This is a genomic window from Mitsuaria sp. BK037 (assembly GCF_014193045.1).
Classification (GTDB): domain Bacteria; phylum Pseudomonadota; class Gammaproteobacteria; order Burkholderiales; family Burkholderiaceae_C; genus Roseateles.
This window is the reverse complement of record NZ_JACHYS010000004.1, coordinates 693,305-717,453: the sequence shown is the minus strand read 5'-3', so window position 1 is coordinate 717,453 and position 24,149 is coordinate 693,305. Positions and strand designations below refer to the sequence as shown.

26 protein-coding genes and 1 tRNA gene are annotated in these 24,149 nt (G+C 69.9%); 18 read left to right on the top strand and 9 right to left on the bottom strand.

Features of this window, described 5'->3' with window-relative positions:
• Positions 1–40 precede the first annotated feature (40 nt).
• The 13 genes from FHT37_RS24155 (at position 41) to FHT37_RS24100 (ending at position 10,974) form a co-directional block, all read left to right on the top strand.
• On the top strand, positions 41–313 hold the full coding sequence (locus tag FHT37_RS24155; RefSeq protein WP_255488592.1) for a chaperone NapD: 273 nt from the start codon (positions 41–43) through the stop codon (positions 311–313).
• On the top strand, positions 310–2,805 hold the full coding sequence (gene napA / locus FHT37_RS24150; protein ID WP_091721798.1) for a periplasmic nitrate reductase subunit alpha: 2,496 nt from the start codon (positions 310–312) through the stop codon (positions 2,803–2,805). Before FHT37_RS24155 ends, napA begins: the two co-directional genes overlap by 4 nt.
• A 97-nt stretch (positions 2,806–2,902) precedes the next feature.
• Positions 2,903–3,403 carry a nitrate reductase cytochrome c-type subunit gene (locus FHT37_RS24145; RefSeq protein ID WP_183485797.1) on the top strand — a complete coding sequence of 167 codons (501 nt, stop codon included), beginning with the start codon at positions 2,903–2,905 and terminating at the stop codon, positions 3,401–3,403.
• A gap of 16 nt (positions 3,404–3,419) precedes the next feature.
• Positions 3,420–4,109, top strand: a complete 690-nt coding sequence (locus tag FHT37_RS24140; protein ID WP_221211208.1) for a cytochrome c3 family protein — start codon at positions 3,420–3,422, stop codon at positions 4,107–4,109.
• Complete coding sequence (gene ccmA, locus FHT37_RS24135) at positions 4,096–4,842, top strand: heme ABC exporter ATP-binding protein CcmA (RefSeq protein ID WP_183485480.1); 747 nt, start codon at positions 4,096–4,098, stop codon at positions 4,840–4,842. Before FHT37_RS24140 ends, ccmA begins: the two co-directional genes overlap by 14 nt.
• Positions 4,842–5,495: a heme exporter protein CcmB gene (ccmB, locus tag FHT37_RS24130; protein ID WP_183485792.1), complete on the top strand. Its 654-nt coding sequence runs from the start codon at positions 4,842–4,844 to the stop codon at positions 5,493–5,495. The genes ccmA and ccmB overlap by 1 nt, the downstream gene beginning before the upstream one ends.
• Positions 5,496–5,565: 70 nt before the next feature.
• On the top strand, positions 5,566–6,417 hold the full coding sequence (gene ccmC, locus FHT37_RS24125; protein ID WP_183485789.1) for a heme ABC transporter permease CcmC: 852 nt from the start codon (positions 5,566–5,568) through the stop codon (positions 6,415–6,417).
• Complete coding sequence (locus tag FHT37_RS25560) at positions 6,414–6,548, top strand: hypothetical protein (protein ID WP_255489957.1); 135 nt, start codon at positions 6,414–6,416, stop codon at positions 6,546–6,548. Before ccmC ends, FHT37_RS25560 begins: the two co-directional genes overlap by 4 nt.
• On the top strand, positions 6,545–7,051 hold the full coding sequence (gene ccmE, locus FHT37_RS24120) for a cytochrome c maturation protein CcmE (protein WP_183485477.1): 507 nt from the start codon (positions 6,545–6,547) through the stop codon (positions 7,049–7,051). Before FHT37_RS25560 ends, ccmE begins: the two co-directional genes overlap by 4 nt.
• Positions 7,048–9,117: a heme lyase CcmF/NrfE family subunit gene (locus FHT37_RS24115; RefSeq protein ID WP_183485474.1), complete on the top strand. Its 2,070-nt coding sequence runs from the start codon at positions 7,048–7,050 to the stop codon at positions 9,115–9,117. The genes ccmE and FHT37_RS24115 overlap by 4 nt, the downstream gene beginning before the upstream one ends.
• The gene (locus FHT37_RS24110) at positions 9,117–9,635 is read left to right on the top strand and encodes a DsbE family thiol:disulfide interchange protein (protein ID WP_183485471.1); all 519 of its coding nucleotides are present in this window, start codon (positions 9,117–9,119) and stop codon (positions 9,633–9,635) included. Before FHT37_RS24115 ends, FHT37_RS24110 begins: the two co-directional genes overlap by 1 nt.
• A complete protein-coding gene (locus FHT37_RS24105) occupies positions 9,632–10,168 on the top strand; it encodes a cytochrome c-type biogenesis protein (protein WP_183485469.1) in 537 nt (178 codons plus the stop codon). Before FHT37_RS24110 ends, FHT37_RS24105 begins: the two co-directional genes overlap by 4 nt.
• Entirely contained in the window at positions 10,165–10,974 is an 810-nt protein-coding gene (locus FHT37_RS24100) for a hypothetical protein (RefSeq protein ID WP_183485466.1), read from the top strand. The genes FHT37_RS24105 and FHT37_RS24100 overlap by 4 nt, the downstream gene beginning before the upstream one ends.
• A 64-nt stretch (positions 10,975–11,038) precedes the next feature.
• Here FHT37_RS24100 and FHT37_RS24095 read toward each other — a convergent pair.
• The 6 genes from FHT37_RS24095 to petA all read right to left on the bottom strand — a co-directional run bounded on the left by FHT37_RS24095 (position 11,039) and on the right by petA (position 15,395).
• Positions 11,039–11,114, bottom strand: a tRNA-Thr gene (locus tag FHT37_RS24095).
• Positions 11,115–11,220: 106 nt separating this feature from the next.
• The gene (locus FHT37_RS24090; protein ID WP_091721763.1) at positions 11,221–11,769 is read right to left on the bottom strand and encodes a ClpXP protease specificity-enhancing factor; all 549 of its coding nucleotides are present in this window, start codon (positions 11,767–11,769) and stop codon (positions 11,221–11,223) included.
• A 14-nt stretch (positions 11,770–11,783) separates the two neighbouring features.
• Positions 11,784–12,401 carry a glutathione S-transferase N-terminal domain-containing protein gene (locus FHT37_RS24085; RefSeq protein ID WP_091721758.1) on the bottom strand — a complete coding sequence of 206 codons (618 nt, stop codon included), beginning with the start codon at positions 12,399–12,401 and terminating at the stop codon, positions 11,784–11,786.
• Positions 12,402–12,568: 167 nt separating this feature from the next.
• On the bottom strand, positions 12,569–13,351 hold the full coding sequence (locus tag FHT37_RS24080) for a cytochrome c1 (protein WP_091721753.1): 783 nt from the start codon (positions 13,349–13,351) through the stop codon (positions 12,569–12,571).
• 26 nt (positions 13,352–13,377) lie between these two features.
• On the bottom strand, positions 13,378–14,778 hold the full coding sequence (locus tag FHT37_RS24075; protein WP_091721750.1) for a cytochrome bc complex cytochrome b subunit: 1,401 nt from the start codon (positions 14,776–14,778) through the stop codon (positions 13,378–13,380).
• 20 nt (positions 14,779–14,798) lie between these two features.
• A complete protein-coding gene (gene petA, locus FHT37_RS24070; RefSeq protein WP_091721747.1) occupies positions 14,799–15,395 on the bottom strand; it encodes a ubiquinol-cytochrome c reductase iron-sulfur subunit in 597 nt (198 codons plus the stop codon).
• 220 nt (positions 15,396–15,615) lie between these two features.
• On the opposite strand from petA, the gene mscL reads away from it, so the two are divergent.
• Both mscL and FHT37_RS24060 read left to right on the top strand, forming a co-directional pair.
• Positions 15,616–16,059: a large conductance mechanosensitive channel protein MscL gene (mscL, locus tag FHT37_RS24065; protein WP_091721743.1), complete on the top strand. Its 444-nt coding sequence runs from the start codon at positions 15,616–15,618 to the stop codon at positions 16,057–16,059.
• 117 nt (positions 16,060–16,176) lie between these two features.
• The gene (locus FHT37_RS24060) at positions 16,177–18,609 is read left to right on the top strand and encodes a DUF1631 family protein (RefSeq protein ID WP_255489956.1); all 2,433 of its coding nucleotides are present in this window, start codon (positions 16,177–16,179) and stop codon (positions 18,607–18,609) included.
• Positions 18,610–18,651: 42 nt separating this feature from the next.
• Here FHT37_RS24060 and FHT37_RS24055 read toward each other — a convergent pair whose 3' ends face one another.
• The 3 genes from FHT37_RS24055 to FHT37_RS24045 all read right to left on the bottom strand — a co-directional run bounded on the left by FHT37_RS24055 (position 18,652) and on the right by FHT37_RS24045 (position 21,210).
• Positions 18,652–19,308 carry an energy transducer TonB gene (locus FHT37_RS24055; protein ID WP_183485460.1) on the bottom strand — a complete coding sequence of 219 codons (657 nt, stop codon included), beginning with the start codon at positions 19,306–19,308 and terminating at the stop codon, positions 18,652–18,654.
• Positions 19,309–19,423: 115 nt separating this feature from the next.
• Positions 19,424–20,461: a 4-hydroxythreonine-4-phosphate dehydrogenase PdxA gene (gene pdxA, locus FHT37_RS24050; RefSeq protein WP_183485457.1), complete on the bottom strand. Its 1,038-nt coding sequence runs from the start codon at positions 20,459–20,461 to the stop codon at positions 19,424–19,426.
• A complete protein-coding gene (locus tag FHT37_RS24045; protein ID WP_091721727.1) occupies positions 20,458–21,210 on the bottom strand; it encodes a Nif3-like dinuclear metal center hexameric protein in 753 nt (250 codons plus the stop codon). The genes pdxA and FHT37_RS24045 overlap by 4 nt, the downstream gene beginning before the upstream one ends.
• Before the next feature lie 13 nt (positions 21,211–21,223).
• Between FHT37_RS24045 and FHT37_RS24040 the strand changes: the two genes are divergently transcribed.
• The 3 genes from FHT37_RS24040 (at position 21,224) to FHT37_RS24030 (ending at position 24,145) form a co-directional block, all read left to right on the top strand.
• A complete protein-coding gene (locus FHT37_RS24040) occupies positions 21,224–22,387 on the top strand; it encodes a trypsin-like peptidase domain-containing protein (protein WP_183485454.1) in 1,164 nt (387 codons plus the stop codon).
• 3 nt (positions 22,388–22,390) lie between these two features.
• Entirely contained in the window at positions 22,391–23,140 is a 750-nt protein-coding gene (locus FHT37_RS24035) for a HesA/MoeB/ThiF family protein (protein WP_183485451.1), read from the top strand.
• A 96-nt stretch (positions 23,141–23,236) separates the two neighbouring features.
• Positions 23,237–24,145, top strand: a complete 909-nt coding sequence (locus FHT37_RS24030; protein ID WP_091721713.1) for an LOG family protein — start codon at positions 23,237–23,239, stop codon at positions 24,143–24,145.
• Positions 24,146–24,149 lie beyond the last annotated feature (4 nt).

Genomic DNA, 24,149 nt, shown 5'->3' with positions numbered 1-24,149 from the left:
CGCCGCCGATCGCGGCCCTGAACCCCTTCCGAGGCATGCCATGCCCGCAGAGATGCACATCGCCAGCGTGGTGGTGCAGGTGTTGCCACGCCTGCTCGACGCCGCCGCCGCCGCGGTCGACCGGATGCCGTCGGCGCGACTCCACGGTCGCTCGGCCAGCGGCAAGCTGGTCGTGACGCTGGACGGCAACACCGCCGGCGAGATCCTGGACCAGGTCGGCGAGCTGCAAGGCCTGCCCGGCGTGGTCAACGTCGCGCTGGTCTACCAGCACATCGAACCCGAGCCTTGCCTTCAAGAGGAACCCCGACCATGAGCACTCGCCGCGACTTCGTCCGACATTCCGCCGCCGTCGCCGCCGGCGCCGTGGCGGGCGTTCCCATCGAGGTCCTGGCCCAGGACGGCAACGCCTACGCGCAGGCCTCGAAGCTGACCTGGTCCAAGGCGCCGTGCCGTTTCTGCGGCACCGGCTGCCACGTGCAGGTGGCGGTCAAGGACAACCGCGTCGTGGCGACCCAGGGCGACCCCGAGGCGGAGGTCAACCGCGGCCTGAACTGCGTCAAGGGCTACTTCCTGTCCAAGATCATGTACGGTGCGGACCGGCTCACCACGCCGCTGCTGCGGATGAAGGACGGCCAGTACGCCAAGGACGGCGAGTTCCAGCCGGTGAGCTGGGACCGCGCCTTCGACGTGATGGCCGAGCAGTTCAAGAAGACGCTCAAGGCCAAGGGACCGACGGCGGTGGGCATGTTCGGCTCGGGCCAGTGGACGGTCTGGGAGGGCTACGCCGCGTCCAAGCTGATGAAGGCGGGCTTGCGCAGCAACAACCTCGATCCCAACGCGCGCCACTGCATGGCCTCGGCGGTGACCGGCTTCATGCGGACCTTCGGCATGGACGAGCCCATGGGCTGCTACGACGACATCGAGAACGCCACCGTCTTCGTGCTGTGGGGCTCCAACATGGCCGAGATGCATCCGGTGCTGTGGACCCGCGTCACCGACCGGCGGCTCAGCGGCCCGGACGTGAAGGTCGCGGTGCTGTCGACCTTCGAGCACCGCTCCTGCGAGCTGGCCGACATCGAGCTGATCTTCAAGCCGCAGACCGACCTGGCGATCCTCAACTACATCGCCCACCACATCATCTCGACCAACCGCGTCAACAAGGAGTTCGTCGAGAAGCACGCCAACTTCAAGCTGGGCAATCCGGACATCGGCTACGGCCTGCGGCCGGAGCACCCGCTGCAGAAGGCCGCGAAGAATGCCGGCGACCCCAATGGCGCCAAGCCCATCACCTTCGACGAGTACGCGAAGTTCGTCAGCAAGTACGACCTGGACTACACCGCCGAACTGACCGGCGTGCCGAAGAACCGGCTCAAGGCGCTGGCCGAGCTGTACGCGGACCCCAAGACCAAGGTCACCTCGTTCTGGACCATGGGCTTCAACCAGCACACGCGCGGCACCTGGGCCAACAACCTCATCTACAACATCCACCTGCTCACCGGCAAGATCTCGACGCCGGGCAACAGCCCGTTCTCGCTGACGGGACAGCCCTCGGCCTGCGGCACCGCGCGCGAGGTCGGCACCTTCGCCCACCGGCTGCCAGCGGACATGGTGGTGACCAATCCCAAGCACCGCGCGCACGCCGAGGAGATCTGGCGCCTGCCCGAGGGCACCATCCCGGCCAAGCCCGGCTATCACGCGGTGGAGCAGAACCGCAAGCTCAAGGACGGCGCGCTCAATGCCTACTGGGTGATGGTCAACAACAACATGCAGGCCGGCGCCAACCTGATGCAGGAGACCTACCCGGGCTACCGCAATCCGGAGAACTTCATCGTCGTCTCCGACGTCTACCCGACGGTGACCGCCGTCGCCGCCGACCTGATCCTGCCCAGCGCGATGTGGGTCGAGAAGGAAGGCGCCTACGGCAACGCCGAGCGCCGCACCCACTTCTGGCACCAGCTGGTGAAGGCGCCGGGCGACGCGCGTTCCGACCTGTGGCAGTTGGTGGAGTTCTCCAAGCGCTTCAAGGTCGAGGAGGTCTGGCCGCAGGAACTGATCGACCAGAAACCCGGCCTGCGCGGCAAGACGCTGTATGACGTGCTCTACCGCAACGGCCATGTCGACAAGTTCCCGCTGGCGGACGTCGACAAGGCCTACGCCAACGACGAGGCGCAGGCCTTCGGCTTCTACCTGCAGAAGGGCCTCTTCGAGGAGTACGCCAGCTTCGGCCGCGGCCATGGGCACGACCTGGCCCCGTTCGACGAGTACCACAAGGCGCGTGGCATCCGCTGGCCGGTGGTCAACGGCAAGGAGACGCGCTGGCGCTACCGCGAGGGGGAGGATCCCTACGTCAAGGCCGGCACCGGCTGGCAGTTCTACGGCAACCCGGATGGCAAGGCCAACATCTTCGCCCTGCCCTACGAGCCGCCGCCCGAGTCCCCGGACAAGGACTATCCGTTCTGGCTCTCGACCGGGCGGGTGCTGGAGCACTGGCATTCGGGCTCGATGACGCGCCGCGTGCCGGAACTGCATCGCGCGGTGCCCAACGCCTACTGCTACATGCATCCGGACGACGCCAAGGCACTGGGCGTGCGGCGCGGCTCGCTGGTCGAGATCTCGTCGCGACGCGGGAAGATGCAGACCCGGGTCGAGACCCGCGGCCGCAACCGGCCGCCGCAGGGCCTGGTGTTCGTGCCCTGGTTCGACGCGAGCGAGCTGATCAACAAGGTGACCCTGGACGCGACCGATCCGATCTCGCTGCAGACGGATTACAAGAAGTGCGCGGTCAAGATCACCAAGGTCGCCTGAAGGAGAACGCGCGATGACCCCGATGCACACTCTCCCACGCCGGCTCCTGGCGATCGTCGCCCGTGTGGTCCGTCATGTGGTCGGTCACGCAGCCGGCATGGCGGGCGCCGCGCTGCTGGCCGCAGGCCTCGCCGCGGCGCAGCCCGCCGGCCCGAAGCCAGGCCAGCCCTTCATCGACGCGGCGCGCGGCCCCACGCCGATCACCGAGACCACCAAGCCGCCGTTGCTGGGCAACCAGATCAACGACGACCTGCGCCGCACCCGCAACTACGCGATGCAGCCGCCGACGATCCCGCACCGGATCGACGGCTACCAGCTGGACAAGAACTTCAACAAGTGTCTGGACTGCCATGCGCGCGCCAACACCTCGGTGTCGCAGGCGGTGCCGGTGAGCATCACCCACTACATGGACCGCGAGGGGCACATGCTCGGGCAGGTCTCGACGCGGCGCTACTTCTGCGTGCAATGCCACGTGCCGCAGGACGCCGCGCCGCTGGTGGTGCCCAACACTTTCGTCGACATCGACACGCTGATCCGGCGCGACACCCTGAACCCGCAGACCCGCAAGGCCGCCCCGGCGCCCGCGGGCCGCAAGTGAGCCCCGGGAGCGGACCATGCTGCAAGCCACGATCCGGCTCCTGGGGCGCTACTGGACCGTCCTGCGACGGCCCAGCGTCCATTTCAGCCTCGGCTTCCTGACGCTGGGCGGTTTCATCGGCGGCGTCGTCTTCTGGGGCGCGTTCAACACCGCGATGGAAGCGACCAACACCGAGGCCTTCTGCACCGGCTGCCACGAGATGCGCGAGAACGTCTACGCGGAGCTCAAGAGCACCATCCACTACACCAACCGCTCGGGCGTGCGGGCGATCTGCTCCAACTGCCACGTGCCGCACAACTGGACCGACAAGATCGCCCGCAAGATGCAGGCGTCCAAGGAGGTCTGGGGCAAGATCTTCGGGACCATCAGCACGCCGGAGAAATTCCACGACAAGCGGCTCGAGCTGGCCAAGCACGAGTGGGCGCGCTTCAAGGCCAACGACTCGCTGGAGTGTCGCAACTGCCACAACTACGAGTCGATGGACTTCACGCGGCAGAGCGCGCGGGCGCAGGCGATGCACTCGACCTACCTCGCGAGCAAGGAGAAGACCTGCATCGACTGCCACAAGGGCATCGCGCACCGGTTGCCGCACATCCCGCCGGGCGAGGGCCCGTCCGACAGCCCGGGCCAGCATGTGCCCAAGGGCGACGACGCGGCCAGAACGGGCGCGGCCCCCCAGGGCCGTCCGGGCGATGGCGCATCGTGAGCGCGGCGACCTCGACGGTCGCGCCGCCACCGACGCGTCCGACGCGCCCGACGCGGCGCGCCGCGCGCTGCGCGTCGAACGCCTGGGCTGCGCGCGCGGCGGCCGCTGGCTCTTCCGCGACCTGAGTTTCGAGCTTCACGCCGGGCAGGCGCTGGCGCTGCGCGGTCCCAATGGCAGCGGCAAGAGCAGCCTGCTGCGGCAGCTCGCCGGCCTGCTGCCGCGGGAGCACGGCGTGGTCGAGGGCGCCGCCCCGGCGAGCCTGGCCTACCTGGCGCATCAGAACGGCCTGAGCCTGGACCTGAGCGCGCGCGAGAACCTCGCGCTGGCCACGCGCATCGGCGGCCACGCCCTGTCGCCAGCCGCGCTGGAGACCGCGCTCGAGGACGTCGGCCTGCGGCAAGCGGCGGCGATGCCGGCGCGGCGGCTGTCGCAAGGCCAGCGCCGCCGGCTTGCGCTGGCGCGGGTGCGAGCCAGCGCACGCCCGCTGTGGTTGCTCGACGAGCCGACCGCCGCGCTCGATGGCGACGGCGAGCAGGTCTTCGCCCGGCTGCTGACGGCTCACCTGGAGGCCGGTGGCCTCGCCGTCGTCGCCACCCATCAGCCGCTCGCCTTGCCGCTGCCCCGCTGCATCGTGCTGACACTGGGTCCCGCATCCCCTCGGCCCGCATCCTCCCGGCCCGATCCGGACATCGCCTCGGCGACGGCCGTCAGCGCCATGGAGTCCGCGCCGTGATGCTGGCGCTGCTGCATCGCGACCTGCTGCTGGCGGCGCGCCGGCCGGCCGACGCGCTCGGGCCTCTGGTGTTCTTCGCGCTTGTCGCCTGCCTGTTCCCGCTGGCGATCGGCCCCGATCCGGCCTTGCTGGCGGTGCTCGGCCCGGGCGTGATCTGGGTGGCGGCGCTGCTGGCAATGCTGCTCTCCCAATACCGGCTGTTCGAAGCGGACCTGGCCGACGGCAGCCTGGAACAGGCGGTGCTGGCGCCCGGCGGCGCGCTGGCCGTCGTGGCCGCAAAGACGCTGACGCACTGGCTGTCGACTGGCGCGCCGCTGGTGGTGGCCGCGCCGCTGCTGGCCCTGCAGTACGACCTGGCGCCCACGGCCACCGGCGTGCTGGCGCTGGCGCTGCTGATCGGCACGCCGGCCCTGTCGCTGCTCGGCGCCTTCGGCGCGGCGCTGACGCTGGGCCTGCGGGGGCATGTGCTGCTCGCGCTGATCGTGCTGCCGCTGTGCGTGCCGACGCTGATCTTCGGCAGCGGCGCCACCACCGCCGCGCAGCAGGGCCTGGCCGCCGGCCCGCAGCTGTCGCTGCTCGGCGCGGCGCTGCTGGTCTCGCTGATCACCCTGCCCTGGGCCACGGCCGCCGCGCTGCGCCTGGCCGTCGAATGAGGAGGTCCCCGCCATGTCGATGACCGGCATCGCCCCGCTCGCCACGACGTCGACCGACGCCGTCGGCGACATGACGCGCAGCGGCGCGCCTCACGCTCGTTCCGGCGATCCGGCCGCCGCACCCGCGTCCCACGCACCCCAGGCTGCTCGCCCGCGTGCCCACCCGCTCGATCACCCACTCAATCCCCCCCTCGATCAGCCACTCGCTCGCCCACGCCGCTGGCGCGCGCTCGCCTCGCCCGTCGTCTTCGACCGCTGGGCCGCCCGCGTCGTCCCGTGGTTCGCCGGCGCCGCCGCGCTGCTGGGCGCCGCGGGCCTGTGGATCGGCTTCGTCGTCGCGCCCACCGACCACCAGCAAGGCGAGGTCTATCGCCTGATCTACCTCCATGTCCCGGCGGCCTGGATGTCGATGTTCCTGTACCTGGTGGCGGCGCTGCATGCGGCGCTGGGGCTGATCTACCGCACGCGGCTGTCGCCGGTGATGGCGCGCGCGCTGGCGCCCACCGGCGCCGTCTTCACCGCCATCGCGCTGTGGACCGGCGCCGCCTGGGGCAAGCCGACCTGGGGCACCTGGTGGGTCTGGGACGCGCGGCTGACCTCGGAGCTGCTGCTGCTGTTCCTCTATCTCGGCTACCTGGCCCTGGTCTCGGCCATCGACGACGTCCGCCGCGCCGATCACGCCGGGGCCTTGCTGCTGCTGGTCGGTGTCGTCAACGTGCCGGTCATCTACTTCTCGGTGAAGTGGTGGAACACGCTGCATCAAGGCGCGTCGATCCGCTTCGATGCCGCCCCGTCCATGGCGAGCTCGATGCTCGCCGGCATGCTGCTGATGGCGCTGGCCTGCTGGGCCTACGCGATCGCGGTCTCGCTGGCGCGCGCCCGCTGCCTGCTGCGCGAACGCCACCTGGAGGCACTGCCATGAGCCACGCGTTCTACCTCGCCATCGGCTGGGCCGCGGGCCTGCTGCTGCTGGTTGAAGTCCTGGAGCTGTGGCGCCGTGCCCGCCAATCGTCTCCGCTCCCTGAACCGGCCGGCGAGGAGGAGTCCGCTTGAAAGCCCGTCAACGCCGCCTGCTGGCCGTGCTGCTCGGTGTCGGTGCCCTCGGGCTCGCGACCACGCTGGTGCTGCGCGCGCTGGGCGACAACGTCATGTTCTTCTTCAGCCCGACCCAGATCGCCGCGGCGCAGGCGCCGCGCGACGCGGCCTTCCGCCTCGGCGGGCTGGTGGAGCCGGCCTCGCTGCATCGCGACGCCGTCGACAGCCTCACCGTCCGCTTCGTCGTCACCGACCAGGTCCATCGCGTGCCGGTGCGCTATCGCGGCGTGCTGCCCGACCTGTTCAAGGAGGGCAAGGGCGTCGTCGTGGCCGGCCGCCTGCGCGAGGACGGCGCCTTCGTCGCCACGCAGGTCCTGGCCAAGCATGACGAGAACTACATGCCGCCGGAAGCGGCCGCGGCGCTCGATCACGCCAGGCAGGCCGGCGCCACCGGCGGGGCCCGCCACGCTGGCGGTGTCGCGGCGGACTCGCCCGCGCTCGTCCCGGGAGCCGCGCCATGATGCCGGAGATCGGCCTGTTCGCGCTGGTGCTCGCCCTGCTGGTGGCCGTCGTGCAGGCGGTGCTGCCGCTGGTCGGCGCGCACTGCGGCGTGGCTCCATGGATGCGCGTGGCCCGGCCCGCCGCGCTGCTGCAATGCGCGCTGTGCCTGCTGGCCTTCGGCGTGCTGGCCGCCTGCTTCCTGAGGGGCGACTTCTCGGTGCTGTACGTCGCGGCGAACTCGCATTCGACGCTGCCCGCGATCTACCGCTTCACCGCGGTCTGGGGCGGCCACGAGGGCTCGATGCTGCTCTGGCAGACGCTGCTGAGCGTCTGGGGGGCGGCGGTGGCGCTGCTCAGCGGCCGCCTGCCGCGCGATTACGTCGCGCGCGTGCTCGCGGTGCTGGGCGCGCTGAGCATCGGCATGCTGGTGTTCCTGCTGTGGCTGTCCAACCCCTTCGCGCGGCTGTCGCCGGCCGCGCCGGAGGGCCGGGACCTCAACCCGCTGCTGCAGGACCCCGGCATGGTCGCGCATCCGCCCTTCCTCTACATGGGCTACGTCGGTTTCTCGGTGGCCTTCGCCTTCGGACTGGCCGCGCTGCTGTCGGGACGCCTGGACGCAGCGTGGGCGCGCTGGTCGCGGCCGTGGACGCTGGCCGCCTGGAGCTTCCTCACGCTGGGCATCCTGCTGGGCAGCGCCTGGGCCTACGGCGTGCTCGGCTGGGGTGGCTGGTGGTTCTGGGACCCGGTCGAGAATGCGTCGCTGATGCCCTGGCTGGTCGGCACGGCGCTGATCCACTCGCTGGTCATCACCGACCGCCGCGGCGCCTTCCGCAGCTGGACCGTGCTGCTCGCCATCGCGGCGTTCTCGCTGAGCCTGCTGGGCACCTTCCTCGTGCGCTCGGGCGTGCTCACCTCGGTGCATGCCTTCGCGGTCGACCCGGGTCGCGGCCTCTACATCCTGTCGATGATGATCGCCGTGGTCGGCGGCTCGCTGCTGCTCTTCGCCTGGCGCGCGCCGCAGGTCGGGCTGGGCGGCCGCTTCGCGGCGCTGTCGCGCGAGACCCTGCTGCTGCTCAACAACGTGCTGCTCGGCGTGGCCGCGCTGGCCGTGCTGCTGGGCACGCTCTATCCGCTGGCGCTGGACGTGCTGCGCGGCGAGAAGATCTCCGTCGGCCCGCCCTACTTCGAAGCGGTCTTCATGCCGATGCTGGTGCCGGCGCTGGTGCTGATGGGCGTCGGTCCGCTGGCGCGCTGGAAGCGGGCGCCGGTGCCGGAGCTGCGCCGCCAGCTGCGCGGCGCGCTCATCGCCAGCGGCGCCTGCGCGCTGGCGCTGCTCGGGCTCACCGGCGGCCGCTTGTCCGGCTGGACGCCGCTGGCCGGCTTCGGCGTGGTGCTGGCGGCCTGGTGCATCGGCTCGGCGCTGTCCCACGCCCACGACCGGCTGCGCACCGCCGGCGAGGGCGGACTCGGACGCCGCGCGCGGCGCCAGCCGGCCGGCTGGTGGGGCATGCTGGCCGCGCATGCGGGCCTGGGGGTGTTCGTGCTCGGCGCGACGCTGGCCACCGGTTTCGAGCAGCGCCAGGAGGCGGCGCTCGCGGTCGGGGAGGCCGTGGTGCTCGATGGCGTGCGCTTCCAGTTCGAGTCGCTGGATCCGGTGGCCGGTCCCAACCACGACAGCGTGCGGGCGACCTTCCGAGCCGGCGCGGCGACGCTGCATCCGGAGAAGCGCGTGTTCCGCGCCGACGGCACGGCCCTGAGCCAGCCCGCCATCGACGTCGGCTGGCGGCGCGACCTGTTCGTCGTGCTGGCCGATCCGGTGGGGGACGGCCGCTGGCATGTGCGGCTGCACGTCAAGCCGTTCATGGCCTGGATCTGGGCCGGCGTGGCCTTGATGGCGATCGGCGGGCTGCTGGCGATGGCGGACCGACGGCTGCGCATGCCCCGGCATGAGCGCGATCCGGTGTCGTCCCATCCGGCGGCGCCCGCACGGGCCACGGCGCCCGGCCGCGCGCGCTCGCCGGGCTCGGCGCCCGCCGGCGTCGCCTTGCCCGGCGGTCCGGCCCTCACCCGGGAGGAGACCGCCTGATGCGCTACCTGTTGCCACTGCTGCTTTTCCTGGGCCTGGCGCTGATGCTGGCCCTCGGGCTGGAACGCGATCCGCGCGTGCTGCCTTCGGCGCTGCTGGATCGCCCGGTCCCGGTGTTCGAGCGTCCAGTGCTCGAGGACCCCGGCCAGCAACTGGGAAGCGCCGCGCTGCGCGGGCAGCCGTGGATGCTCAACGTCTGGGCGTCCTGGTGCGAGCCCTGCCGGCAGGAGCTGCCGGCGCTGCGCCAGCTGTCGGCGCGCGACGGCGTGCCGCTGTACGGCCTCAACTACAAGGACCGGGACGACGCGGCCCGCGCGCTGCTGGGCGCCGTGGGCAACCCGTACCGGGCGTCGGCGATCGACGCCGATGGCCGGGTCGGCCTGGACTTCGGCGTGCAGGGCGTGCCGGAGACCTTCGTCATCGACGCCCGCGGGCGCGTGCGCTATCGCCACCAGGGACCGGTGACCGCCGAGGTCTGGCGCGACAAGCTGCTGCCCGCGCTGAAGGCGGCGCGATGAGCACGCGCCTGCGTCGTGCCGCGAGACGTCTGGCGCCGGTGGCGCTGGGCGCGCTGATCGCCTTGACCGCGTCGTCGGCCTCGGGTGCGCCGGAGGACGGCACGGCGACGGTCTCGGCCGCAGCGCCGGCCGCCGCGATCGCGGAGCTCGAGGCGCGCGAATCGCGCCTCGCCCACCAGCTGCGCTGCGTCGTCTGCCAGAACCAGACACTGGCCGAATCCAACGCGCCGCTGGCCGCCGACATGCGCCAGGCCATCCGCGAGCAACTGCGCGACGGTCGCAGCGACGCCGAAGTCGTCGCCTTTTTCGAGGCGCGTTATGGCGCCTTCGTCCGTTACTCGCCGCCGTGGCAACCATCGACCTGGCTGCTGTGGACCGGCCCCTTCCTGCTGCTGGGCGCCGGCCTGGCCGCGCTGGCCGCGGCGCTGCACCGGCGCGGCGCTTTCGCACAGGGCGCGGCGCTCGATGCGCTCGCGGACGAGGCGCCCTTCGATCCCGACAACGATGAATTCGAGGAAGGACGGCCCGCATGAACGCGATGTTTCCGCTCTGGGCCAGCGCGCTCGTATTGCTGCTGGCGGTGCTCGCGGTGCTGCTGCGGCCGCTGCTGCAGGGCGACGAGCGGTCCTCCGATGCGCCGGACGAGGCCTTCGCGATCGAGGTCGCCGTGCCGGCAGGGTCGACCCGCCGCGCGCGTGGCGCCGTGTGGCGGCAGGGGACGGCGGCGGTCTTGAGCCTCACCTTGCCCGTGGCGGCGCTGGCGGTGTACCTGGAGGTCGGCGATCCGCGCGCGGCGGCCGAAGCGAACACCGAGGGCGGCGCCACGCATGCGACGCAGGGGGTGGATGTCGAGGCGATGGTCGAAGGGCTGGCGGCGCGCCTGCAGGCCTCGCCCGAGGATCTGCAAGGCTGGATGGTCCTGGCCCGGTCGCGCGAGGTGCAGGAACGTTATGCCGAGGCGGCGACAGCCTATCGCCGCGCGATCGCCCTGGCGACGGCGCCCGACCAGACCCTGTTGCGGGCAAAGCTGCAGGCCGACCTGGCCGACACCTTGGGCTCGCAGCAGCAAGGCGACCTCGGCGGCCCGGCGCTGGCGGCGATCGAGGCGGCGCTCGCGCTCGATCCCGACCAGCCGAAGGCGCTGGCCCTGGCTGGCGCGGCCGCAGTGCGCCAAGGCGACCTGGCGCTGGCGCGTCGGCATTGGACGAGGCTGCAGAGGCTGCTGGAGCCGGGTTCGGACATGGCGCAGCGCGTTGGCGCCGACCTGGCGCGGCTTGCCGAAGACACCTCGCCGGCCTCCGCTCGGCCGGCCGCGCCCGCCCCGGCGGCGGACCGATAACAGTCGCGCAAATGACCGAAGCCCCGGTTCGTCGTGCGACGAACGGGGGCTTCTGCGTGTTGGATGGTGCCGGCTATCGGATTCGAACTGATGACCTACCGCTTACAAGGCGGTTGCTCTACCAACTGAGCTAAGCCGGCACACGGAGAACTGGTGCGTCGCAGCACTGCGACGCGGGCTGCATTCTAGACGCAGCGATGAGGGCCGATGAACGAAAACAGCTCGCTCATCCCCTCATCTGGACGATCACTTGATGCGCTTGAGCGCCGGGCGACCGCCCGACGGACCCGCGCCCGGATCGTCGTCGTCCGGTGCGGGCGCCACGACCGGCGCCGGGGAAGCGACGGGTTCGGGTTTGGTCTCGCTCTGGCCCTGGCCGTCGCCCTCGGAGGCCAGGCGCAGGCCTCGGGGAGCGCTCCCGGACGGAGCCCGCGCGGCAGCGCTGGCTTCTTCCGGGCTCGGCGGCGGGAAGGCCATGCCCTGCCCGTTCTCCCGCGCGTAGATCGCCACCACATGATCGACCGGCACGATGATTTCGCGCGCCACGCCACCGAACCGGGCCTTGAACTGGATCAGTTCATTGCCGAGGTCCAGGTTGCTGGTCGCGTCGAAACCCACGTTGAGCACGATCTCGTTGTTGCTCACGTACTCGAGCGGCACCTGCACCATGCGGTCCACGTGGACCGCGATGTAGGGCGTGAACCCGTTGTCGGTGCACCACTCGTGCAGGGCGCGGATCAGATACGGCCGCGTCGAACTGGCGGCGAGCCCGCCGCCATCCTTGCTGTCATCCATGGGGAGGCAGTGTATTACTTGCGCATCACCTTCTCGGACGGCGTCAGCGCCTCGATGTAGGCCGGACGCGAGAAGATCCGCTCCGCATACTTCAGCAGCGGCACCGCGTTCTTCGACATGTCGATGCCGTAGTAGTCCAGGCGCCACAGCAGCGGCGCGATCGCGACGTCCAGCATCGAGAAGTCGTCGCCCAGCATGTACTTGTTCTTCAGGAAGATCGGCGCCAGCTGCGTCAGGCGGTCGCGGATCTGCGAACGCGCCTTCTCCAGCTGCTTCTCGGTCGGCTTGACCGACTGGCCGCGGTTCTCCAGCACGTTGACGTGGGCGAACAGTTCCTTCTCGAAGTTGAACAGGAACAGGCGCACGCGGGCGCGGGCCACCGGGTCGCCAGGCATCAGCTGCGGATGCGGGAAGCGCTCGTCGATGTACTCGTTGATGATGTGCGACTCGTACAGGATGAGGTCGCGTTCGACGAGGATGGGCACCTCGTTGTACGGGTTCATCAGCGCGATGTCCTCGGGCTTGGCGAAGAGGTCGACATCACGGATCTCGAAGTCCATGCCCTTCTCGAACAGCACGAACCGGCAACGGTGCGAGTAGGGGCAAGTGGTTCCGGAATAAAGCACCATCATGGCAGTGGACTCCTGATCGACGCCTCTCGGCGTCCTCGTTTTCTAACAACAACACCAGCCAAGGGCCGGCGTGGTCAAAGACCAAACAAACAAACGACAACGCAGTGGGAGCCTCTTCGGCGCCCCACTGCGCTTGAGGGCCCGGCCAGCGGCCGAGCCATCGGGACTTACTTGACGTCCTTCCAGAAGGAAGCGTTCAAGCGCCAGGCGAACACGGTGAACCCCAGCAGGAACAGCACCACGATGATGCCGAGCCGGAAACGCAGTCCCTGCGCCGGTTCGCCCATCCATTGGAGGTAGGCGACCAGGTCGGCGATGGACTCGTCGTACTGCTGCGGTGTCATCGTCCCGGGCGTGACCTGTTCGAAGCCCTTGAAGACATGCACGACCTTGCCGTGGTCGTGCGGGTCCTTTTCCTCTTCGAACCTGGCGGTGCGGACGCCCTGGAGTTCCCACAGCACGTGCGGCATCGCCACGCTGGGGAAGGCGAGATTATTCCATCCCGTGGCCTTGGTTTCGTCCCGGTAGTACTTTCTGAGGTAGGTATACAGGTAATCCGCCCCCGTTCCCTTGGCACCGTCGGCCCTCGATCGGGCGATCACGGTCAGGTCGGGCGGCGTCGCGCCGAACCAGTCCTTCGCCTGCTTCGGGTCCAGCGAGACCTTCATCGTCTCGCCCACCTTCTCCCCGGCGAACAGCAGGTTGCCCTTGATCTGCTCGTCGGTCAGGCCGATGTCCTTGAGCCGGTTGTAGCGCATGAAGTTCGCGCTATGGCAGTTCAGGCAGTAGTTGACGAAGAGCTTGGCGCCGTTCTGCAGCGCGGCCAGGTCGTTCATCTTCTGCGTCGGGAAGCGGTCCCACTCGATCCCGCCCTCCGACGCGAGCGCCGTCGACGTCAGGCCCGCGCCTAGGCACAGCGACGTCAGCAGCGTGGCGATGATTTTCTTCATTCGTTCGACTCCGTGACGTTGGCGGTTCAGTGCGGGTGATACGTGACGCGATCGGGCACCGGCTTGAACTGGCCGGCCCTGCTCCACCACGGCATCAGCAGGAAGAAGCCGAAGTAGTACAGCGTGCCGATCTGCGACACGATCGTTCCCGCATCCGACGGCGGCTTCACGCCCAGGTAGCCCAGCACGAGGAACAGCAGCACGAAGATTCCATAGAGATACTTGTGCCAGTCGGGCCGGTAGCGGATCGACTTGACCGGGCTGTGGTCCAGCCAGGGCAGGAAGAACAGGATGATGACCGCGCCGCCCATCACGACGACGCCCCAGAACTTGGCGTCGAAGGTCAGCAGCAGCGCGATGCCCACGACCGCGCCCACGACCACGATCCCCTTGCCCAGCGTCGACAGCCCGCCGCGCAGCAGCGTGATGACCGCGGAGATCCCGATCACGCCGCACAGCACCTGGACCATCACGTCGGTGGTGGCGCGCAGCATCGAGTAGAACGGCGTGAAGTACCAGACCGGCGCGATGTGCGGCGGCGTCTTCAGCGGGTCGGCGGGGATGAAGTTGTTGTACTCGAGGAAGTAGCCGCCCAGTTCCGGCGCGAAGAAGATCACCGCGGAGAAGGCCATCAGGAAGAGGCCGACGCCGAAGATGTCATGCACCGTGTAGTACGGATGGAACGGGATGCCGTCGAGCGGGCGGCCGTCCGGCCCCTTCTTGGCCTTGATCTCCACGCCGTCCGGATTGTTCGAGCCCACCTCGTGCAACGCGATGATGTGCGCCACCACCAGGCCCAGCAGCACCAGCGGCACGGCGATCACGTGGAAGCTGAAGAAGCGGTTCAGCGTGGCATCGCCGACGACGTAGTCGCCGCGGATCAGCAGCGCCAGGTCGTTGCCGACGAAGGGCACGGCCGCGAACAGGTTCACGATCACCTGCGCGCCCCAGTAGGACATCTGTCCCCAGGGGAGCAGGTAGCCCATGAAGGCCTCGGCCATCAGGCACAGGAAGATCGCGCAGCCGAAGATCCAGACCAGCTCGCGCGGCTTTCTGTAGGAGCCGTACAGCAGCCCGCGGAACATGTGCAGGTAGACCACGACGAAGAACGCCGAGGCGCCCGTCGAGTGCATGTAGCGGATCAGCCAGCCCCAGGGGACGTCCCGCATGATGTACTCGACCGACGCGAAGGCCAGCGCCGAGTCGGGCTTGTAGTGCATCACCAGGAAGATCCCGGTGACGATCTGGATCACCAGCACCAGCAGCGCCAGCGAGCCGAAGATGTACCACCAGTTGAAGTTCTTCGGAGCGTAGTACTCCGACATGTGCTCCTTGTAGAGCTTGGACGCCGGGAACCGGTTGTCCACCCAGGTCATGAGCCGGACGCCCATCGGAGCGCCGGCGGGTGCTTCCTTGAATTCAGCCATGTCGTGAATCTCGCTCCGGGTTAGGCCTGCTTGTCTTCACCGATCAACAGCTTGGTGTCCGACAGGAATGTGTAGGGGGGCACCTCGAGGTTGTCGGGGGCAGGCTTGTTCTTGAAGACGCGGCCGGCCATGTCGAAGGTCGAGCCGTGGCAGGGGCAGAGGAAGCCGCCGTGCCAGTTGTCCGGGAGCGAGGGCTGCGGCCCCGACTGGAACTTGTCGCTGGGCGAGCAGCCCAGGTGGCTGCAGATGCCGACGACGACCAGATACTCGGGCTTGCGCGAGCGCCACTCGTTCTTGGCGTACTCGGGGATGGGGAAGGCCTTGCGGTCCGACTGCGGATCGGCGAGGTCCGGGTCGTTGGACTTGAGCGCGTCCAGCTGCTCCTTGGTCCGGTGGACGATCCACACCGGCTTGCCGCGCCATTCGACGGTCAGCTTCTGACCCGGGGCGAGTCCGCCGATGTCCACTTCAACGGCGGCGCCGGCCGCCTTGGCCCGCTCGCTGGGAGCGAAGGTACTGACGAACGGGACGGCGGTGGCCACGCCGCCTACTGCTCCCGCGCAGCCGGTGGCGATCAGCCAGGTGCGCTTGCCTTGGTCCACTTGTGGGTCACTCATGAGGGTCCTTACAGGGAACTTCTGATCAGGGGCAACCAACGATTCTAGGTAAGAAAGTTCCGGGCCGCCCCTAGGCGCTCTACCGATGTGCATCGGTGCACCACGTTGACATCGGTCGTGGCGCAAACGCCGTTAGGATGCTTGCCCGGAGGCGGAGGGCCACCCGGGAAAGCGCTTGGTAGTGGGCGCCTTCGCACACGTGGAGCACAAGGAGCAAGCGATGGGTTTTTTGACCGAATTCCGTGAGTTCGCCGTCAAGGGCAACGTCATGGACCTCGCCGTCGGCGTGATCATCGGCGCCGCCTTCGGCAAGATCGTGGACTCCGTGGTCAAGGACCTGATCATGCCGATCATCGGCAAGGCGGTCGGCGGGCTGGACTTCAGCAGCTACTTCATCCTCCTGTCGGACCCGCCGGCCAACTACACCGGTCCCATGACCTACGAGGCGCTCACCAAGGCCGGCGTCCCGCTCTTCGCCTACGGCAACTTCCTGACGGTGCTGCTGAACTTCATCATCCTGGCCTTCATCATCTTCGTGATGGTGAAGCAGGTGAACCGCCTGAAGCGCGACACCCCCGCCGCCCCGGCCGAGCCGGCGGCGCCGCCGGAAGACATCCAGCTGCTTCGCGAGATCCGCGACGCGCTGAGACGTGACAAAGCGTAAAGCTTTCATCAATCGTCACCTTTTGCGCACAAGCCGGGTGAGCCCCACCCGGAGGTGGGATGGTCATCGCCGATACTTATCATGTGGTGTGGTCACCACAATGTGCCTGAAGCTTCGATGAACCGTCTGAATCCCCACGTCGACGCGGCGCTGCAGCGCGTGCGCCTGGCGGCGGAACAAGCCGCCGAGCGCGGCGCCGAAGGTATGGGTCTCGCCGCACTGTCCTCCGGACAGGCGAAGCGGCGGGACGCGCTGCTGTCCGCGCAATTCATCTTCCGCAAGCATCAGGCGCTGTTCTCTCAGCGCTTCGACCAGTCCATGCGACAGCAGGCCGCCGATACACCGTCGCCGGGCGGCGCCGCGGCGGGCACGTCGCGTGCCGCGCCCAAGGTGACGCAGTGGGACGAGCTCTCGCTGATGGACGACGACCAGGTCAACACCATGGTCGCCACCGACCGGATCGGCCTGGCCCTCGGCCACCAGAGCGAGTGGGAGCTGCGCGAGGTCAATTCCTACATGGGCGACATTCCCGGCGTGGCCGAGGACCGTCACCCGCTGCGCCCGCAGGCGATCGCCCAGGCGCTGATCGAGGGGGTCAACGCCGTCACCGACGACGCCGACACCCGCCAGGTGCTGGTCGACGAGCTCACCCGCGCGCTCTCGCTGGAGATGCGCGCCTGCTACGCCGACATCGCGGGCCTGTTCCGCAGCCGCGGCCTGCGCCCGCAGGACCTGCGCGTGCGGGCGACCGCGGGCGCCGTGCGCAGCGGCCATTCGATGCAGGGCGCCACCACCTCGGGCGTGCCGCTGCACGACAGCCGCTACGCGACGATGCCCGGCGCGCTCCACCCCTTGCAAGGCAGTCGCGCCGGCGGCCTGCACAGCATGGCCGGCGGTTTCCAGGGCAGCGGCCATGGCGGTTATCCGGCCAGCGGCAGCGGCGCCCATGCCGGCGGCTTCGGCGGCGGTTTTGGCGGTGGGGTGGATCCCCAACTGATGGAACTGCTGCGCCGGCTGGCGCAGACGCCCTCGGCCGGCCTCGGCGGTCCGACCACCGGCGGCAGCCTGCCGACCAACAGCCAGTGGCAAGGCTGGGAGGGCGACGCCGGCGCCTATGTCGAGGGCGCGCCGCTGGTGCTGCCGCCCAACCTGATCCACCTGCATCGCGACGAACTGCGGCAGGCGGCCAACGGCTCGCTCGACCACATGGTGATCGACGTCGTGGCCGGCCTGTTCGACCAGATCCTGTCCGACGCCAAGCTGCCGCCGCTGATGGCGCAGCAGATCGCCCGGCTGCAGCTGCCGGTGCTGCGCGCGGCGCTGGGCGACCGCTCCTTCTTCTCCTCGCGCCGGCATCCGGTGCGCCGCCTGGTCAACCGCATCGCGACCCTGGCGGCCGCCTACGACGATTTCACCGACGACCCCGGCAAGTCCTTCCTCGCGCTGGTGCGCGAACTGGTCCAGGACGTCGTCAGCGGCGACTTCGACCGCATGGACCTCTACGAGTCCAAGCTGGTCCAGCTCGAGCAGTTCATCGAGGACCAGACCTCCGAGGCCCTCAAGGCCCAGGGCGACGCGGCCGCGCTGCTCGAGCGCAAGGAGACCGAGCTGCGCCTGCAGCGCCGCTACATGCAGCAGCTGCAGCAGGCGATGGCGAACGTCGACATGCGGGACTTCCTGCGCGACTTCCTCACCCAGACCTGGAGCGAGGTGCTGGTGCATGCGTCGCGGCACCCCGACCTGGACGCCGCCCTGGTCGACCGGCTGCGCCAGATGGGCCGCGACCTGGTGCTGTCGGTGCAGCCCAAGACCACGCCGCAGCAGCGCCAGGCCTTCCTGGCCTCGCTGCCGGTGCTGATGCGCACGCTCAACGAAGGCCTGGACCTGATCCGCTGGCCCGAACCCGAGCGCAAGAAGTTCTTCGCCGAACTGCTGCCGGCGCACGCCGATTCGCTCAAGGGCCAGGCGCTCAGCCCGCTCGAGTACAACCTGCTGGCCAAGCAGCTGGAGGCCGTGTTCGGCATGGCCCCGCCGCGCGAGCAGGACCTGCCCGCCCCCAGCGCGGCGCCGCTGGACCTGGACCTGAGCGAGAAGCTGTCCGAGGAGGAAGCCGAGAGACTCGGCCTGGTGCAGGAGGAGCACGTCGACTGGGACGGCCATGTCGACATCGACCTGGACCTGGGCGCCGACGAACAGCAACCGCTGCAGGCGGTGGACATCAGCATCGATGGTCTGCCCGCGGCCGAGGAAGACCCGTCGCCCCCGGCCGGTGAGCTGCTGATCGACCACCTGCAGATCGGCACGGCCTACCGGATGCACCGCGACGGCGATTGGATCAAGGTGCGGCTCGCCCACATCAGCGCGACCCGCAGCTTCTTCATCTTCACCCACGGCAGCAAGCACCAGGAGACGCTGACGATGACGGCGCGGATGCTGCGCAAGCTCTGCGAAGCGGAACGGCTGCGCGCCTTCGAGCATGCCTACCTGCTGGAGCGCGCCACGGCGCGCGCGCGGCAGCAGCTGGCGGCGCTGGGCGCCAAGGCGACCTGAGGCGCCGGCCCCACCGCCGATCGTCCCGGCCGGCCCCTCAGCTCACAGCTTGCGCGGGTCGCGGAAATCGACCGGCATGTTGTCCTCGGTCCGGAATCTCAACGGCACCACATACTCGCCCTCGACCGGCTTGCCGTTCACTTCCTGCGGCTTGAAGCGCCACTGCGCCATCGAGGTCCGGCCATATCGCTTCAGCGACTGCGGCATGCCCGCGGGCATCTCGACCGTCGACTCCACGCAGGTCCCGTCGACGCCGACACGGCACACCATCCGGATCTCGCCTTCCCAGCCCGCCAGCGCCGCCGCGTCGTCCGGGTAGGCCGCGTAGTAGAGCTTGGTGGGGATGGGCATCAGCTGCATCGAACGGATGCCGACCGTCGACTTCTCCTTGTCCACGGCCAGGTAGAGCACGACGCCGGTGCGGAAGGTGGCGTTGCGGCCCTCCTCCTGGCGCGGCGGGATCTTGGCCTTCTGCAGCCGGGCCGTCATCTGCTTCCAGAAGCCGGGCGACTGCGACGCCTCGTCGACCGGCGTGATCTCCTTGACCTGGCCGTTCTCATCGAACAGCACGTCGAACCAGACGTTCAGCGCCTGATTGACCTCCTGCGCCGCCGCCGTGCCCAGCGCGCCGAACTGCATCACGCCGGCCAGCGCCAACGCGGCCAGCCACTGCGGTCGCCTCGTCTTTCCGATCTCCATCTGGCTCCCCCTGTTGATTTGGATGGCGGGGATTATGGGCGCGGCCCGAAGGCAGTTCCACCGTGGCCCGCTCCCTCCTGAGGGGGAGCGGGCCACGGAGCGACGAGGACGCCGCTCAGGCCGACATCGCGCGCGCCATGCGGATCGCCGCGGCCATGCTGGACGGATCCGCGCGGCCGGTGCCGGCGATGTCGAAGGCGGTGCCGTGGTCCGGGCTGGTCCGCACCAGCGGCAGGCCCAGGGTCACGTTGACGCCCTCCTCCACGCCCAGGTACTTCACCGGAATCAGCCCCTGGTCGTGGGTCATCGCCACGACCGCATCGAACTCACCGACGTGCCGCGGCGGCGCGTGGCGCGCGCGCATGAACACCGTGTCCGGCGCGAACGGTCCGTGGGCATCGATGCCCAGCGTCCGCGCCTGCGCGATCGCCGGCGCGATGTGCTCGATCTCCTCGGTGCCGAACAGGCCGCCCTCGCCGGCGTGCGGATTCAGGCCCGCCACGGCGATGCGCGGCGCGTCCAGGCCGGCGCGGCGCAGCGCGGCGTCGGTGATGCGCAGGGTCTGCAGCACTCGCCCCGTCGTGATCTGGTCGACCGCCTGGCGCAGGGCCACATGGATGGTCACCAGCACCACCCGCAGTTCCTCGTTGGCCAGCATCATGCGCACCGGCGGCAGTTGCCCTTGCGCGTCGGCGCAGAGCGCCTGCAGCAGCTCGGTGTGGCCGGGATGGTCGATGCCGCCGGCATGCAGCGCTTCCTTGTGGATGGGCGCCGTGACCAGCGCGCGCGAGCGGCCGGCCTGCTGCTCATGCACCGCCGCGACGATGCAGCGCGCCGCCGCCGCGCCCGCCGCCGCGCTGACGCGGCCCAGCGGCTGGTCGACCAGGTCCGCGGGCAGGCCCGGCGGCTGCCAGACCGGCAGGCAATCGGGCGGCGCGAGATCGTCGGCCCGCTCGAGCACCGCCACCGGCAGGTCCAGGCCCAGGATGCCGACGGCGCGCCGGAAGACCGCGACGTCACCCACCAGGCGCAGGTCCGCGCCGCGGTCGCGGGCCCAGGCGGCGACGGCGATCTCGGGCCCGATGCCGCAGGCGTCGCCCATCGTCAGCAGCAGCGGGCGCGGGCTCGCGGGCGAAGTGGACGGCCGGTTCATGCGGGATTGGGGATGTCGATGAAGCGGTAGTGCAGGCCGAGCTGCTCCGACACCTGCCGCCCCAGGGCCTGCACGCCGTAGCGCTCGGTCGCATGGTGGCCGGCCGCGATGAAGGCCACGCCGGTCTCGGCGGCGTAATGGGCCTGCGGCTCGGAGATCTCGCCGGTGATGAAGACATCGGCGCCGGCGGCGATGGCGGCCTCGAAGTAGCCTTGCGCGCCGCCGGTGCACCAGGCCACGCGCCGCAGCGCGCGACCGTCGCCGGCCGCCTGCACGGTGGCGCGGCCCAGCCGCTCGCCGACGTGGGCGGTCAGCGCATCGAGCGTGTCCAGCGCCGCCGGCAAAGCGCCGACGCAGCCCAGGTCCTGCTCGCCGAAACGGCCGTCGGCGGCCCAGCCCAGGTGTTTCGCCAGTTGCGCGTTGTTGCCGAGTTCCGGATGCGCATCCAGCGGCAGGTGGTAGGCGAACAGGTTGATCTCATGCGTCAGCAGCCGGGCCAGTCGCTGCTTCATCCAGCCGGTGACGCGGCCGTCCTGGCCGCGCCAGAACAGGCCGTGGTGGACCAGGATCGCATCGGCGCCGGCCTCGATGGCGGCGTCGATCAGCGCGAGGCTGGCGGTGACCCCGCACACCAGTTGCCGGATCTGGTCGCGGCCCTCGACCTGCAGACCGTTCGGCCCATAATCCTTGAACCGCGTGGGCTCCAGCGTGGCGGCGAGCAGCCGCTCCAGCTCCGTGCGATGTGCCATGACAGGATCTCTCTTGCGTCAAACCTGGCTGATTTTCTCCCAGGCCACCACGGTGGCGCTGGCCGGCTACTTCGTCGTGTCGACGCTCAAGCCGGAATGGCTGCACGAGGCGCCCAAGGTTGTGCCCACGCTGCCGGCCGCCGCCGGCGCCCCGCCGCGCGCGGCGGTCCAGTTCAGCTTCGCCGCCGCGGCGCAGGCGGCCTCGCCCGCGGTCGTCGCGGTGCTCGCCAACAAGCCCGCGCCCAGCCAGCGCGAGATCGACGCCGACCCCTGGCTGCGCTTCCATTTCGGCAAGCGGCTGCCGCAGCAGCAGCGGCCGCAGACCGGCCTGGGCTCGGGCGTGATCGTCTCGCCGGACGGCTACGTGCTGACCAACAACCATGTCGTCTCCGGCGCCACCGAGATCCGGGTCCAGCTGGCCGATGGCCGCGACACCGCGGCGCGCCTGGTCGGCACCGATCCGGAGACCGACCTGGCCGTCCTGCGCATCACGCTGCCGCCGCCGCTGCCGGTGATCCATCCCGGCAAGGCCGGCGAGCTGCAGGTCGGCGACGTGGTGCTGGCGATCGGCAATCCCTTCAACGTCGGCCAGACGGTCACCTCCGGCATCGTCAGCGCGCTGGGCCGCACGCAGCTGGGCCTGAGCACCTTCGAGAACTTCATCCAGACCGACGCCGCCATCAACCCCGGCAACTCCGGCGGCGCGCTGGTGGACGTGCAGGGGCGGCTGGTGGGCATCAACACCGCGATCTACTCGCGCACCGGCGGCGGCAGCCTGGGCATCGGCTTCGCGATCCCGGTGGACTCCGCCTACCAGGTGCTGGAGGCGCTGGTGAAGGACGGCAAGGTCTCGCGCGGCTGGCTCGGCGTCATCACCGGCGACGTCAATCCGGAGGTCGTCGACACGCTCAAGCTGGCCGTCGATCACGGCGTGCTGGTCAAGGAAGTCTTCAAGGCCAGCCCCGCCGCGAAGGCCGGCCTGGAGGCGGGCGACGTCGTCACCGCGGTTGGCGGCCAGGCGGTGCGCTCGCCGCGGGAACTGGTCAACGTGGTGGCGGCGCTGCGGCCCGAGAGCCAGACGGTGATCGCGGTGCAGCGCGGCAAGGAGCTGCTCAAGCTGCCGCTGCAGGTGGGCCTGCGCCAGCCGCAGACCAGCGACGAGACCCCGCCGGAATGAACCATGGATGACGACCAACTGCTGCGCTACTCGCGCCACATCCTGCTGGACGACATCGGCGTCGAGGGCCAGCAGCGCCTGCTGGACGCGCATGCGCTGGTGATCGGCGCCGGCGGCCTGGGCTCGCCGGCGGCGCTGTTCCTGGGCACGGCGGGCGTCGGGCGCATCACGCTGGTCGACCATGACCGCGTCGACGTGACCAACCTGCAGCGCCAGATCGCGCACAGCCTGGCGCGGGTGGACCAGCCCAAGGCCGAATCGGCCGCCGCCGGCATCGCCGCCATCAATCCCGAACCGCGCGTGCGCGCGATCACCGAGCGCGCCGACGCCGCGCTGCTGGACACGCTCGTGCCGCAGGCCGACGTGGTGCTGGACTGCACCGACAACTTCCCCACCCGCCACCTCGTCAACGCGGCCTGCGTCAAGCACGGCAAGCCGCTGGTCTCGGGCGCCGCGCTGGGCTTCGACGCGCAGCTGAGCGTCTACGACAGCCGCGAGCGGCGCTTCCCCTGCTACGCCTGCCTGTTCCCGGCGGACCAGCCGCCGGAAGAGCAGCGCTGCGCGGTGATGGGCGTGTTCGCGCCGCTGGTCGGGATCATCGGCAGCATGCAGGCGGCCGAGGCGCTCAAGCTGCTCACCGGCATGGGCTCGGCGCTGCCGGGCCGGCTGCTGATGCTGGATGCGCGGCGGATGGAATGGACCGACCTGCAGGTCGCGCGCGACCCGCGCTGCCCGTGCTGCGGCGACCGCTGAGCGCGCGCAACAAACCGTCGTCCACGCCGCTGCGCCGCCGCGCGAGACGAACAGAAATTAAGTGGCAACGCCCGTAAGCTCCCGGGCCATCGAATCATGATCAGAAGCGACAAACTCACCGCCCGCAACTTCCCCTCCGCGCAGGAGGAGGCCGCGCAACAAGCGGCCTTCGACGCCGCGTTCGACGCCAATCCCCCCAGCGCCTACCAGCTGGCGTTCACCGACACCGACTTCCTGCTCCGCCCCGAGCTGCGCCCGGTGCGCATGCAGCTCGAGCTGCTGAAACCGGAGCTGATCCAGCAGGAGCTGGACATCCAGTCGACGGTGGTGATCTTCGGCAGCGCGCGCATCGCCGACCGCGAGTCCGCGCAGGCGGCGGTCGAGGCCGCGCGCGCCGCCAAGGACGAGGCCGCGCTGCAACGCGCCGAGCGCCGTCTGGTGATGAGCGGCTACTACGAGGAAGCGCGCAGGTTCGCGCGCCTGATCACCGAGCACACCAAGGACTTCGCGCATCCGCTGTACGTCGTCACCGGCGGCGGTCCCGGCATCATGGAAGCCGGCAACCGCGGCGCGCACGAGGCCGGCGGCCGCAGCATCGGCCTGAACATCGTGCTGCCGCACGAGCAGCGGCCCAACCAGTACATCACGCCGGAGCTCTGCTTCCGCTTCCACTACTTCGGGCTGCGCAAGATGCACTTCCTGATCCGGTCGGTGGCGCTGGCGGCCTTCCCTGGCGGCTACGGCACGCTGGACGAGCTCTTCGAGACGCTGACGCTGATCCAGACCGGCAAGTGCCGCCGTCGCCCCATCCTGCTGTTCGGACGCGACTTCTGGTCGCGCCTGATCGACTTCGAGCTGCTGATCGACACCGGCATGATCAGCCCGGGCGACGAGCAGCTCTTCCACTACGTCGAGACCGCCGACGAGGCCTGGGCGCTGCTGATGAAGGAATACGACATCGGCTCGCCCGCGAACGGCAACGGCAGCGGGGGCGACGGCACCTGATCCG